Origin of the sequence: Bradyrhizobium algeriense, assembly GCF_003062295.1 — a bacterium.
GTDB lineage: Bacteria > Pseudomonadota > Alphaproteobacteria > Rhizobiales > Xanthobacteraceae > Bradyrhizobium > Bradyrhizobium algeriense.
On the sequence record NZ_PYCN01000002.1, the window covers coordinates 318,204 to 331,507 of the forward strand.

The 13,304-nt window shown below is 63.4% G+C and carries 10 protein-coding genes; 4 read left to right on the forward strand and 6 right to left on the reverse strand.

Going from position 1 to position 13,304, the window contains the following annotated elements; genetic code table 11:
- Window positions 1-107: 107 nt before the first annotated feature.
- The 3 genes from C7G61_RS05690 to C7G61_RS05700 are packed head-to-tail and all read left to right on the forward strand — an operon-like array spanning window position 108 to window position 1,981.
- Entirely contained in the window at window positions 108-530 is a 423-nt protein-coding gene (locus C7G61_RS05690; RefSeq protein WP_108513111.1) for a hypothetical protein, read from the forward strand.
- A complete protein-coding gene (locus tag C7G61_RS05695; protein ID WP_108513112.1) occupies window positions 523-1,623 on the forward strand; it encodes a hypothetical protein in 1,101 nt (366 codons plus the stop codon). The genes C7G61_RS05690 and C7G61_RS05695 overlap by 8 nt, the downstream gene beginning before the upstream one ends.
- 28 nt (window positions 1,624-1,651) lie before the next feature.
- A complete protein-coding gene (locus C7G61_RS05700; RefSeq protein ID WP_108513113.1) occupies window positions 1,652-1,981 on the forward strand; it encodes a hypothetical protein in 330 nt (109 codons plus the stop codon).
- Between the two features lie 52 nt (window positions 1,982-2,033).
- Here the strand turns inward: C7G61_RS05700 and C7G61_RS05705 are convergent, their stop codons facing one another.
- On the reverse strand, window positions 2,034-3,632 hold the full coding sequence (locus C7G61_RS05705) for an FAD-binding oxidoreductase (RefSeq protein WP_108513114.1): 1,599 nt from the start codon (window positions 3,630-3,632) through the stop codon (window positions 2,034-2,036).
- A 277-nt stretch (window positions 3,633-3,909) separates the two neighbouring features.
- Here C7G61_RS05705 and C7G61_RS05710 point away from each other — a divergent pair, with 277 nt between their 5' ends.
- On the forward strand, window positions 3,910-4,875 hold the full coding sequence (locus C7G61_RS05710) for an amidohydrolase family protein (RefSeq protein WP_108513115.1): 966 nt from the start codon (window positions 3,910-3,912) through the stop codon (window positions 4,873-4,875).
- Here C7G61_RS05710 and C7G61_RS05715 read toward each other — a convergent pair.
- The 5 genes from C7G61_RS05715 to C7G61_RS05735 form a co-directional block, all read right to left on the reverse strand.
- Window positions 4,863-5,771, reverse strand: coding sequence for a methylenetetrahydrofolate reductase (locus tag C7G61_RS05715; RefSeq protein WP_108513116.1), 909 nt, complete (start codon window positions 5,769-5,771; stop codon window positions 4,863-4,865). The genes C7G61_RS05710 and C7G61_RS05715 overlap by 13 nt on opposite strands.
- A gap of 15 nt (window positions 5,772-5,786) precedes the next feature.
- On the reverse strand, window positions 5,787-7,241 hold the full coding sequence (locus C7G61_RS05720; RefSeq protein WP_244608137.1) for a hypothetical protein: 1,455 nt from the start codon (window positions 7,239-7,241) through the stop codon (window positions 5,787-5,789).
- A 105-nt stretch (window positions 7,242-7,346) separates the two neighbouring features.
- The gene (locus tag C7G61_RS05725; protein ID WP_108513117.1) at window positions 7,347-10,469 is read right to left on the reverse strand and encodes an efflux RND transporter permease subunit; all 3,123 of its coding nucleotides are present in this window, start codon (window positions 10,467-10,469) and stop codon (window positions 7,347-7,349) included.
- Between the two features lie 26 nt (window positions 10,470-10,495).
- Window positions 10,496-11,740 carry an efflux RND transporter periplasmic adaptor subunit gene (locus tag C7G61_RS05730; protein ID WP_108513118.1) on the reverse strand — a complete coding sequence of 415 codons (1,245 nt, stop codon included), beginning with the start codon at window positions 11,738-11,740 and terminating at the stop codon, window positions 10,496-10,498.
- Window positions 11,741-11,880: 140 nt separating this feature from the next.
- Complete coding sequence (locus C7G61_RS05735) at window positions 11,881-13,278, reverse strand: CoA transferase (protein WP_108513119.1); 1,398 nt, start codon at window positions 13,276-13,278, stop codon at window positions 11,881-11,883.
- Window positions 13,279-13,304 lie beyond the last annotated feature (26 nt).

The window sequence follows — 13,304 nt, forward strand, 5'->3', positions numbered from 1 at the left end:
GTTGTTTTGACGCGTTTTCTTTACGCGAACCGGTGTCCACTTCGCTTGAAAACGCTCTAGACTGCGCAGAGATTCGACAAGTCTTGCAGATCGCCGCCGGAGACATCATGGACATCATCAGACTGTGCGCCTGGGGCTATGCCGCCCTGCTCGGCTTCGTGATCCTCACCGGCTACATCCCGGCCTTCATCGACGCCAATGACATGATCTTCGGCCTGTTTCGCCGCACCTGGTACGCCGACGGGCTGCATCTCGTCTCGGCGCTGTGGGCTGCTGCGGCGGCGATCACTTCGCGCCGCGCCTCGGAATTGTTCTTCCAATTGTTCGGCGTGTTCTATTTTGCGGATGGCCTGCTCGGGCTGGCTACCGGCAGCGGCTATCTCGACTTCGGCATCCTGATCAACGGCGTCCTCAACCTGCCGCTCGCGACGCGGTTTTTCGCCAATGCCCCGCATCTCGGCCTCGGCGGCGTGGCGATACTGATAGGCTTTATGCTCGCGCCGCGGACGCGGACCGCTGTTCATGCTTAAATGGTTGCGGCGCATCCTGGCCGGCATCGCGATTCTGATCGCGCTGTCGGTGCTTGTGCCGCTGGCCTATATCGAGGGGACATGCCGCCCCTCTTCCGGCGCCGCAACGGCCAGTACACCGGCCGTGACCTTGCCCGCGATCGATGAGGCAGGCTATCGGCGCAAACTGAACAACACGTTCTTCACCTTCCCCGAATGGTACATCGTCTATTCCTTCGAGGATTTCGGCCGCTTCCTCGATCGCTCCAGCGAAAGCCATTTCAACTATCTCGGTCACATCTTCGGGTTCTGGCGGAGCTTCTGCACCATCAACCGCGCGGTGCCCGCAACCGGCGAGCAGCTCACGGAGGTCAAGACCATGATCTACGTGATCGGCATCAGCTACTCTGCCGAATACACGATCAAGGGGCTTTATGAAAACACCGTCGGACGCGTGTTCGAATGGATCAGGGGCGAGAAGCGCACGCCACAGGACGAGTTCGGCCGCGCCGTGTTGCAGGACTATGCCGCCTTCCTCTACACCGTCCCCTGGTACAAATATCCGTTCCGCGAAAAGCTCGACGGCCTGATGGCGATCTCGGCGCCGACGCCGAGCAGTCTGCGCAGCTGGGAGCGCAACTTCACGCTCGGCGCGGAATATTTCGTCAAGATCGGCTACGCCTCGCTGATCCAGAAGGCGCTCGATGCCGGTGGTGACGAGGAGCCGCGCGACATCATGTTTGCGGTGGCAACGCTGCCGCCTGCCGTGTTGGCGAAAGAACCGCGCATCAAGCCGGTCCGCGCGTTGACGCCGCAATGGCAGCTGGTGCAGACGCCGCGCTACAAGGCTTTCACCGAGATCCTGCAGAGCCTGCTGGACCAGGGATTTGGCCTTGCGGAAATCGCCGGCAATCACGACATCTTCATCACGGTGGTTGCGCCCAATGCTGCAAAACTCGACATCAAGGGCACGACGGAGCTGTTTTCGCAGGAGCTGGATGCCCGCCCCGGGTTTCGCAGGGCCGGCCTGAAAGCCAGGATCGACCGCCTCGTGGATATCAACCGCGAGCTCAAGGCCGGGGGCGCGAGCATTGAGCACTTCTATGATTACTGACGGGCGTCAGCAGAAACGAACCCTGCCGTTGAGTCGGATCGCCGGCGCCATCGCGCTCGTCGTGGCTGGCTGGCTGGCCGTCGTTGTCGCCCTGACCTTCGGATCGGCACCCGGCAAGTCGATGGCCATTGTCGGCCCACAGTCACAAGCGTTAGCCGCGATCGCCAAAGCCAATGGCCGCATCCTCGCCTCAAACGATTATGTCACCATTGCCCGCTCCGACGACGTCGGCTTCGTCGCACGCCTCTACTCGGCTGGCGCGCTACTTGTGCTGGATGCCGAACAGGCCGGCGGTTGCAGCGGCCTGCCCCCTCTGTCGTCATTGCGAGCGAAGCGAAGCAATCCATCGCTGGGATAAGCAATACTGGATTGCTTCGTCGCTTCGCTCCTCGCAATGACGGCCCTCGCAGTTACGACGCGTACTTCTGATAGAACGTATTGGTGAACAGCTCGCTCGGATCATACTTCCGCTTCGCCGCGAAGAAATCGTTGATCTGCGGATATGACCGCTGCAACTGATCCTTTGAATAATAGAGCTGGTAGGGCAGGAAAAACCGGCCCTTGTGCGCTATGGTGAGGTCGATCAGTTCTTCCGTCGCCTTCTTCATGCGCCGGTTGCCTTCATCGTCCGTGGTCTGGTTGATGTAGAGCACCAGCGAGAATGCCGGCTCCGGCGAGTAGGTCAGGAAATTGTTCTCCTGATGCACGACGCGCACGGAGGCGTTCAACAGATTGGTCCTGTTGTCGGTCAGCACCTTGCGCATGCCGTCGACGAACGAGACGAACTGGCTGCGCGGGATGAAATATTCGTGCAGGATATCGGTATCGTTGGGCAGCGCGTTGCGCAAGTACGGCACGGAATCGTGCATCGGATCATTGCGGTTGACGAGACAGGCTTCCGCCGATCCGATCGCCTGCGCCCGCGTCACCGTGCAGGTCTCCATCCGGTGCTCGATGTGCTTTTCCGACAGCCATTTCATTTCCTGAAACAGCGGTCCCTGCTTGGACAGGTTGATAGTCAGCCGCCGCAATTTGGTGCCTGAGACCTCGCCGAGCGGTTCGCGCTTGAAATCGGTGCCGTCGACCTTGGTGTAGGTATAGAGCAGCAATTCCTTCAGGAACGAGCTTGGCGCGGTCGAGAGATGCCCGTACATCAGCCCGATATTGCCGTCCTTCTCGATATCCTTGGCGAACAGCGCCGGGAATTCCTTGTAGTCCATCATGCGGCGCCCGGTCTGGTAGACCAGATTGTCTGATATATCGAGCTCGGCCTCGACGATGACGCCGAACAGGCCGTAGCCGCCGACCACCAGGTTGAACAGGTCCTTGTTCTCCGTCGCAGATACCGTACGCAGCGAGCCGTCCGCCAGCATCACCTTCATCGACTTGATCGACTTCGCAAGCGCACCGGCCTGATGGTCCATGCCATGGGCATTGACCGAGATCGATCCGCCGACGCTGAAAATATCGGTCGACTGCATGGCGCGGACCGCAAAGCGCGGGTGCAGCACGTTCTGGATATCGTGCCAGGTCGCGCCCGGCTGCACCGTGACCGATCGCGAGTTTTCATTCAGCACGATCTTGTTGAAGCCGCGCATGTCGAGCACGATGCCGCCCTTGCGGAAGGCGTGCCCGCCCATGCTGTGACGCACGCCGGCGGTGGTCACCGAGAGCTTGTTGTCGCGCGCAAATGTGAGCGTTTTCGCGATATCCTCGACGCTGCGCACCTCGACCATGCCGTAGATTTCGGTCTTGTTGAGGCAGCTCGCATCATTGATGCTGCCGCCAAGCTGCGACCATTTCACATCCTTGAGCGGCGCAATCGCCTTGATCCGCTCCAGATCGATTTTCGCCTGCTCGCCGCCGCCGACCGCAGGCCCGCAATCCTTTTCGCCGGTGGGATCCGCCGCCAGCGCCTGGAGCTTGCGATAGCTGTAAACACCCAGCAACACGACGACCACGGCGGCAACGGACACGCCGGTTTTGAACTTTTGTGAAAATTTTCGCATGAACTGATTCCAGAGGATTACGTGATATTCCGGGCGGGCGGATAATTAGTCAAATCGGAGCGCCTTCCGGTTCGATAGGCCGGCAGCGTTACTGAACCGATAACCCGATGCAGCCAGATGACGGCCGCCCTTCCCGCGCCTCACTTCTCCCGATAATCTCCCGACCCCATAACGGGCGAAGCAACGCCCGGCGCCGAGGAGGAACGCGGAAGTCGACGGGGCACCACGGCCTGTCCCGGACACCAACAATCAACAACATTATCCTGGGAGAACACCAATGCTGACGCGACGCAGTATGATGCTTGCCTCCATCGCAGCCGGAGTGATCATGAACAACAGAACCGCCTCCGCCAAAGCGGCGCAGCCAGCGACGCCGGTGAATTTCGACGTGCCCGCGGGCGCCTGCGACTGCCACACGCATATCCATCCCGATCCTGAGAAATTCCCGTTCTTCTCCGGCCGCGTCTATACGCCCGAACTGGCCTCGCCGGAGGAAATGACCGCGCTGCACAAGGCGCTGCACATGGAGCGCGTCGTGATCGTCACGCCCTCGATCTACGGCACCGACAACGCGGCCACGCTGTTCGGCATGGCGGCGCGCGGGCCGACCGCGCGCGGGGTCGCCGTGATCGACGACAAGACTTCCGAGAGCGATCTCGACCTGATGGGCAAGGCCGGCATTCGCGGCGTCCGCCTCAATCTCGCAACCGGCGGCGTCAATGATCCGAGTGTCGCCAGGCCACGCTTCACGGCCGCCGTCGAGCGCATGAAGGCGCGCGGCTGGCATGTGCAGCTCTATACTAATCTGGCGATGATCACCGCGATCAAGGATCTGGTCATGACCTCGCCGGTGCCGGTCGTGTTCGATCATTTCGGCGGCGCGCAGGCGGCCCTTGGGGTCGAGCAGCCCGGCTTTGCCGACCTCGTGGATCTCGTCAAATCGGGCAGAGCTCATGTGAAGATCTCGGGCGCCTATCGCGCCTCGAAGCTCGCCCCTGACTATGCCGATTGCATCCCGCTCGCCAAGGCGTTGATCGGTGCCAATCCCGACCGGATCGTCTGGGGCACCGACTGGCCGCACCCGAACTCGGTCACGCCTGCCGACAAGAAGATTACCGACGTCACGCCGCTATTCCAGATCGACGACGGGCGACTCCTGAACCAGCTTCCGGTGTGGGCGCCGGATGCTGCGATCCGCAAGAAGATCCTGGTCGACAATCCGGCGCAGCTTTACGGGTTCTGAAGCCCGGCACTCGACATCGCGGTCCGCTCAAGTCCGAGCGGGTCGCGGTCGCGGGTGCGCAGCCAGTCGCCGGCCTTGCGCAGGCCGCCGAACGGGAACAGGTGAAATCCCGCGATCGAAGCCGTTGCGGCCGCGGGCGCGCCGCGCAATCCCCTCACGACGTCGTCCGGCCCGGTATCCGTCAGCAGCCGGCCGAACCGGCCGATCTGGGCCCGCAGCGCGCGGATGGAATTGCCGATGCCGCAGCGGAGCGCGAATTTTGTCAGTGTCGCCGGCGTGGCCGGACCGGCAAGGCCAATGATCACGGGAAGATCGATGCCGGCCCGATCGAGTTCAGCGATCCATTGCAGGATCGGGGTGCTCTCGAAGCAGAATTGCGTGACGACATCGACACGTGTTCCGGTCCGCCCTCCCCAGTCGCGCCACGCCTTGAGCCCGTTCAGCGCGTCGCGCAACTCGAGAAATGGATGACCTTCGGGATGACCGGCGACACTCACCCAGGCGATGCCGTGCGTCTCGATCAATCCGCTGGCGCAGACATCGCGCGTCGATTTGAACGGGCCCCTTGCAGCGGCGACGTCGCCCGCGATCAGGACAATGCGCGACACACCGGCCTCGCCCCGCGCCCGCGCCAGGAAATCGTCGAGCGCCTCCCGCGAAGCCATTTCACGCGCCGCGATATGGGGCACCGGATTGTAGCCTGCCCGGCGCAGCGCCGTGGCGGTTTCGACATTGTGGCGATAATGGTCGCCGGGCAGGAACGTGATGGTGACCTCCGTGCCGGCAGCGAAATGATCGCGCAGTTCCGCAATCTGATGCCCGCGCGAGGAGATTTCGACTGAGGCCGATGACAGCAGCGCGGCTAGTCTGGGAGATGCCTGATCGGCGACGGTCAAGGGCGCCTCCCAAAATCACGCCGGCGTGCGGCGGCGCGAGATCACATAGGTTTCGTCGTTGAACCACAGGCCGCCATGCTTCTTCAGCACGCGGTCGGTGGCTTCGAGGTAGCGGCCGTCGCGGACCACTTCCGACAACCTGTTGTCCTCGATCTGCGCCACGTAGATCGCCGCGTTCCAGGCCGCGAACAGCGTCGACGTCCCGATCGGTCCGCTGACCTCGTCCGGCAGCGTGTGCATGCGATAGCGGAAGATCGAGCGCGCGTCGGAGGAGGCGTTGAAATTGTAATGCCGGGCCGCCGCGCCAAGCTCGTGCTTGACCTGGCGCAGGATGGCATAGCGGTCGGTCTTGAAGGGATCATCGCCCGGCCAGACCTGGTCGATGATTTCGATGCCGGGATCCTTGCCGTGCGAATGGATGCCGATCAGCCGCCCGCCCGGCCGCAGCGACTTGACCAGCGGTGTCAACACTTTTGAGGCCTTGAACTCCACGCTCGCCCGCGCCCGATAGGGCTGCGAAGCAATGACCAGATCGTAGTCGGCCATCACCCGGCCGGGCCGCGGCATGATCGGATCGAGCAGGAAGGAATGATCCTCACGCCGCAGCGTCAGGATGACGGGGCGCTGATAGACCGGATTGCCCGTGGTCGGGCTGATGCCCGCGCGCCAGTTCTCGGCGAGGAAGCCTTCGAGCTCGCCGATCTGCTCGGCGAAGCCATGCGCGGTGTTGCCGGTCAGCATGACATCTTTCCAGATCAGGCCTTGTGCCGACGTCACCGAGCGCGGCGTCAGCCATGGCGCCTCGGCGTAATAGAGGTTGGTCACGACCAGCACGGTGGCGGGATGCTCGAAAAGGCGGTCCGCCATCTTCTCCAGCATCAGGCGGACGTCTTCGTAGCTGATCTCTTTCGCCACGACATAGAGCGGCATGGTGGGGAAGCGCGCATGCACCGCCCGCATCACCCGCGACAGCACGGTGCCGTCGCCGACGCCGGCGTCGAAGATGCGAAGCGCCGGCGGCGCCGGCTGCAGATTGCCAAGCTCGAGCGAGATACGATTCCCAACCTCGGTCTTCTCGCTGCAGGTCGAGACGAACAGCAGGTATTTCTGGCGGTTGTCGAAGAACCGGAAGCCCGGCGGCGCGACGGCGTTGGCAGCGCCCGCGCCGTTCAGCGGTTTGGCGGCCGGTGACGGCTGGCCTGCCGCTTCGTTCGAAGCGGGCCGGTGCTCGGCGAGATAGGCGCGGACCTTGTCGAGCGTGCCCGTCGTGATCCTGGCGCCATCGCGCAACCGCGACACCAGCTTGCCGTCATTGACCACCAGCCGCCCGAAGGTCGATTCAGCGGTTTGGGTCTCGCGGCAATAATCGCGGATCTCGCCGAGAATCTGGTCGGCGGTCGGCGGCGATTTCGTCGGCTGCGCGTGGCCGTTTTGCCCGCCGTTCGATCCCTGGCTTTCCTCGATCCGCATGGTGTTCTCCCGCGGTTGTCCCTGCCGACATCTGGGGACGGCCACCGGATTGCGTCAACCACAAACCGAGTGGGCAGGAAACATGGGCATGTGCCCACAACGCATCTACCTCGCCCGGCGCGAAAATACCGAGATCAGCACCGGCAGCGTCACCAGGATCACGATCGGCGCCAGCATCATGCCGGTGACGACCACGATCGCCAGCGGCTTTTGCACCTGCGAACCGATCCCCTCCGAGAGCGCCGCCGGCAACAGCCCGACACCCGCCACCACGCAGGTCATCAGCACCGGCCGCAGTTGCAGTTCGCCGGCGCGGATCACCGCGCGCATCCGCTCATAGCCTTCGTCGATGAGCTGGTTGTACTGCGACAGGATGATGATGCCGTCCATCACGGCAATGCCGAACAGCGCGATGAATCCGATCGCGGCCGACACGCTGAAGGGGATGCCCGTGATCAACAGACCGAGCACGCCGCCGAAGATCGCCATCGGGATCACGCTCATGGCCAGCAGGGTGTCGACGATGGAGCCGAAATTGAAGAACAGCAGCACCCCGATCAGCGCGAGGCTGATCGGCACCACGATCGACAGCCGCTTGATGGCGTCCTGCAGATTGCCGAACTCGCCGACCCATTCGACCCGCGAGCCCGGCGGCAGCTGGACTTGAGCTGCGACCTTTTCCTGCGCCTCCTGGATCGCGCTGCCGAGGTCGCGGTTGCGCACCGAGAACTTGATCGGCAGATAGCGTTCCTGCTGCTCGCGGTAGATGTAGGCGGCGCCCGAGATCAGGTTGATCGAGGCGACCTCGCTGAGCGGGATCTGGGTGATCGCGCCGCCCTGCCCTGCCACGCCGATCCGCAGGTTATGGATAGCTTCGGCGCTCTTGCGGTATTCCGGGGCAAGCCGAACGATGATCGGGAAATGCCGGTCGCTGCCGGGCTCGTAGAGATCGCCTGCGCTGTCGCCGCCGACCGCGACCTTGATGGTGGCGTTGATATCGCCGGGTGACAGGCCGTAGCGCGCCGCACGCGCACGGTCGATATCGATCTGAATGGTCGGCTGGCCCAGCGAGGTGAACACCGCGAGGTCGGTGACACCCTGCACGGTGCCGAGTACGGATTTGATCTTGTTGGCGGTATCGGTCAGCGCCTGCAGATCGTTGCCGTACAGCTTGATCGAGTTCTCGCCCTTCACGCCTGAGACGGCCTCCGAGACGTTGTCCTGCAGATATTGCGAGAAGTTGAATTCGACGCCCGGGAATTTGTCCTGCAACTGCCCCAGCAATTGCGCGGTCAGTTCATCCTTGTCGCGGGTGCCGGGCCATTCGCTGTTGGGCTTCAACGGCGCGAAGAATTCGGCGTTGAAGAGGCCGGCGGCGTCGGTGCCGTCGTCGGGGCGTCCGTGCTGCGACACCACCGATTCCACTTCGGGTCGGCTGCGGATCATCCTGCGCATCTCGTTGACGTAGGCGTTGCCCTCCTGCAGCGAAATGGTCGGCGGCAGCGTGGCGCGGATCCACAGATTGCCTTCTTCCAGCTTCGGCAGGAATTCCAGTCCCAGCAGCCGCGCGAACACGATGGTCAGCACCACGAGACCCGCAGCACCGGTCATGACGACCTTGCGGTTCGCGACCGCCCATTTCAGCACCGGCACATAAAGCCGGTCGAGCTTTTTCACGACCCAGGTTTCGGCCTCTTCCAGATGCGAGGGCAGGATGATCGCGCTCAGCGCCGGCGTCACGGTAAAGGTCGCCAGCAGGCCGCCCGCCAGCGCATAGGCATAGGTCCGCGCCATCGGGCCGAAGATGTTGCCTTCGACGCCGCTCAGCGTGAACAGCGGCAGGAAGGCGGCGATGATGATGGCGGCGGCGAAGAAGATCGAGCGCGACACGTCGGCAGCAGCCGACAGGATGGCGTGGCTCTTCATTCCCATCGTGGCGTCGAAGGAGATGTGGCTCTGCTCGGCCGCGGAGAGCGCGGTAGTTTGAGTAAACCTGCGGAAGATCGCCTCCACCATGATCACGGTGGCGTCGACGATCAGGCCGAAATCGATCGCGCCTACCGACAGCAGATTGGCGGATTCGCCGCGCAGGACGAGAATGATGACGGCGAAGAACAGCGCGAACGGGATCGTCGCGCCGACGATCAGCGCGCTGCGGAGATCGCCGAGGAAGATCCACTGCAGCAGCACGATCAGGATGATCCCGACCACCATGTTGTGCAGCACCGTATGCGTGGTGATGTCGATCAGGTCCTTGCGGTCATAGACCCGCTCGATCTTCACGCCGGGCGGCAGGATCGAGGAATGATTGATCTCGTGAACCAGCTTTTCGACCCGGGCGATGGTCGGCGAACTCTGCTCACCGCGGCGCATCAGCACGATACCCTGCACGATGTCATCATCCTGGTCGAGGCCGGCAATGCCGAGCCGCGGCTTTTCGCCGATCGTGACATGCGCGATGTCGCGGACCAGCACCGGATTGCCGCCCGACTGCGACACCATGGTGTTGTTGAGGTCGTCGATCGAGCGGATCAGGCCGACGCCGCGCACCACGGCGGATTGCGCGCCGATGTTGATGGTGTTGCCGCCGACATTGATGTTGGCGTTGGAAACGGCCTGCAGCACCTGCGGCAACATAAGCCCGTTGGCGACCAGTCTGTTGAAATCGACCTGCAGCTCGTAGGTCTTGGTCTTGCCGCCCCAGCCGGTGACGTCGACAACGCCGGGCACCGCGCGGAAACGGCGCTGCAACACCCAGTCCTGCAGCGTCTTGAGATCGAGCACGCTGTAGTTCGGCGGGCCTTTCAGGCGGTAACGAAAAATCTCGCCGGTCGGACTGAGCGGCGAGATGGTCGGCTGCGCATTGCCCGGCAACGGCGCAAGCTGCGACAGCCGGTTCAACACCTGCTGCAGCGCCTCTTCATAGGTGTAATCGAACGAGAACTGGAGTTTGACGTCGGACAATCCGTACAGCGAGATGGTGCGGATGGTGCGCAGGTTCTTGATGCCGGCAACCTGGGTCTCGATCGGTATCGTGATGTAGCGTTCGATCTCTTCCGACGACAGGCCCGGACTTTGCGTCACGATGTCGACCATCGGCGGGGTCGGATCGGGATAGGCCTCGATGTTGAGCTGCTTGAACGCGATCAGGCCGCCGACCAGCACGGCGACGAACATGCCGACCATCAAATAGCGGCGGCTGACGGCTAGGGCGACCAGGCGATGCATTCAGACCGGAGCTTTCAATGAGGAGGTCAGCTGCCGGACGCGGCGCGGTCGATGAACAGCGCACCCTTGGTGACGATCTGCTCGCCGGGTTTCAGGTTGCCGACCACCTCGACGAGATCGCCATTGGTGAGGCCGGGCTTGACCTGACGCAATTCAATCGTCTTGTCCGGATGCGCGACCCAGATCCGCACCTGATCGCCCTCATAGATCAACGCCTGCTTCGGCACGCCGACCGCCGGACGGTCGCCCGCCGAATAGATCGTGACGTTGGCGAACATTTCCGGCTTCAGCACGAAGTCCTTGTTGTCGATGGTGGCGCGGACCAGCAGCCGGCGCGTCGCCGGATCGATGGCGGTGGCGACATAGTTGAGCCGCGCCGACAGCGGACGGCCGGGCAGCGCCAGCACGTTGAACGTCACCTCCTGCCCAATCGCGACGCTCGCGCAATCGCTCTCGCGGACGAAGGCCGTCATCCAGACGGTGGAGAGATCGCCGATCACATAGACGGGGTCGCTGGCGCCGGCGTTGACATACTGGCCGGGGCCGACCTTGCGCTGGACCACGGTGCCGGCGATCGGCGCGAAGATGGTGGTCTCGGGATTGATATGACGCTTTTCCTGGAAGGTCGCGATGTCCTCATCGGTGAGGCCGAAAATGCGTAATTTGTTGCGCGCCGCCTCCATCGCCGTCTGCGACGAACGCATGTCGTTTTCGGCCTGGATCAGGGTCGCCTGGCTCTGCTGGTATTCTTTCAGCGGAACGGCCTTGCCCTCGAACAGGTCCTTGGCGCGCGTTCCCTGCAATTGCGCCAGATCGAGCGCGGACTTCGCCTTGTTCATGGCGGCCATCGCGGCGATGAAATCGTTTTGCGCCTGAACGTTGTCGGCGGCCTCGATCACGAACAGCGGCTGGCCCTTGACGACGCTATCTCCCGGCTTGGCCAGCAGCTTGGTGACGCGGCCTGCATAGGGCGAGAACACCGGCGTCGAGCGATCTTCATCGATCGCGATCTTGCCTTCAGTGACGTGTTCGGCGCGGAAGCCGCGTTCGGTGACGGGCTGAATGGTCAGGCTGGCCCACTCGGCGGCGCTCGGCGTGTAGCGCTGCAATCCCTTGCGGGACTGGCTCGAGACTTCCGAATGCCCGCGCTTGGCGCCGCCGATGTAGGTGGCGCCGTAAACGGCCCCGCCGGCCAGCGCCAAAAGCGCTGCCGCCACGGCCCATCGCCGGGGGTTAACCATTTGCAATCGCTTGTAGAATTCTATAAACATGCGACCTGAAGCTCCGCGACAATTTGCCTCACCTCGCGCTAATAGGGCCCAATTGGCGTTTCACACAACCCCAAAAGTGAAAATGCGTTAGCGGTCGACGTTAAAGTTTGGAGAGGCTGGGTCGAACGCCCATCGAATCCCTATTGGCGTGGCGGCCATTGCGGCGGATGGCTACCGAGCGGCATGGCCGGGCGCGTCCAGAACGCCGGGGTTTTCGACAGGACCGCCGAATGCCTGACCGATCGCAGCACGCCGAAGCCCGAACCGGCTTCCTCGACGAAAGGCCTCACCGCCTCCCCCTTCAGGTCTTCGGTCGCAAGACCGCCGGCGACCCGGCCGAGATTCCACAGCCAGCGGCCGGTCTGCGCCAGCGACACCTGGACGTGCCAGCTTCCGCCTTCACGCGCTTGGCGCGCTTTGGCCATCATGGCGCCGAACGCCATGAAGTAGCCGGTGGCATGGTCGAGCATCTGCGCGGGCAATTCCTTCGGTCCATCGATACCGGCGGCCTGCCCCTCGGCATGGTTGAATCCGGTCGCGGTCTGCACCAGCGAGTCGAAGCCGCGCCGCCCGGCCCAGGGACCTGCGGCACCGTAGGCCGACAGCGTGACATAAATGATGCCGGGATTGATGCGCGCGGCGTCCTCCGGCGAGAAGCCGAGACCTGCGATCGCGCGCGGCCGGTAGCCTTGCGAAAAAATATCCGCCGCAGCCAACAGGTCGCGCAGCACGCCGCGCCCCTGCTCGTTCTTGAGTTCGACAAAACTCGTCAGCTTGCCGCGGCCGGTGTCGATGGTGAGCCACGGAATGGCCGGTAGCTCTGGGCCGGAGATCAGCAGCACATCGGCGCCATGCGCGGCGAGCGTCCGGCCCGCCACCGGGCCCGCGATCACGCGCGACAGGTCGAGCACGCGAAGCCCCGCGAGCGGACGATCGCCTTTGGGCCACGGCTTCGGCGCAGCCTCGCCGATTTTCGTGATCGAGATCAGCGGCAATCCGGCAAGCGCCTTGGCGTGCGGCGTCGCCGACCATTCGTCATGGGAGCGCATGAAGGCGACGACGCCGCCGCCGGCATAGGCGGCGGTCTCGAACGCTTCGCCGTCCCATTGCATCAGCGCGGCCTGAACCGCGTCACGCTCCGGCTTGCAGTGCAGCACCTTGCAGACCGCGTCGCGATGATGGGGAAAATTGGTGTGCAGGCGCACGAAGCCATTGTCGCGGGTTTTGTAGACACCGGCGATCGCATCCCAGGCCGGTGGCGGCGGATTGCCGTCGACGCGCAGATAACGTTCGCTCCGGCATTCGACCACGGCATGACGCATATCGACCGCCGTGCCTTGCGCCTCGCCGCTGCGCATTTTCCAGATCTCGGCCGCCGCCAGCCCGGTCGCGGCGACGCTGACCTGTGCGGCGGCAGCGACGCGAAACGACGACGGCAGTTGCGGCTCATCGCCGGTCAGCGTGAGCGCGTCGAGCGCGGAAGCTTCGCCGCCGGCAGAGGTCCAGATATCGCGGAGGATTTCTCTGGGGCTTTGCATAAGCGTGTCTCTTCCCTAACGTCCTT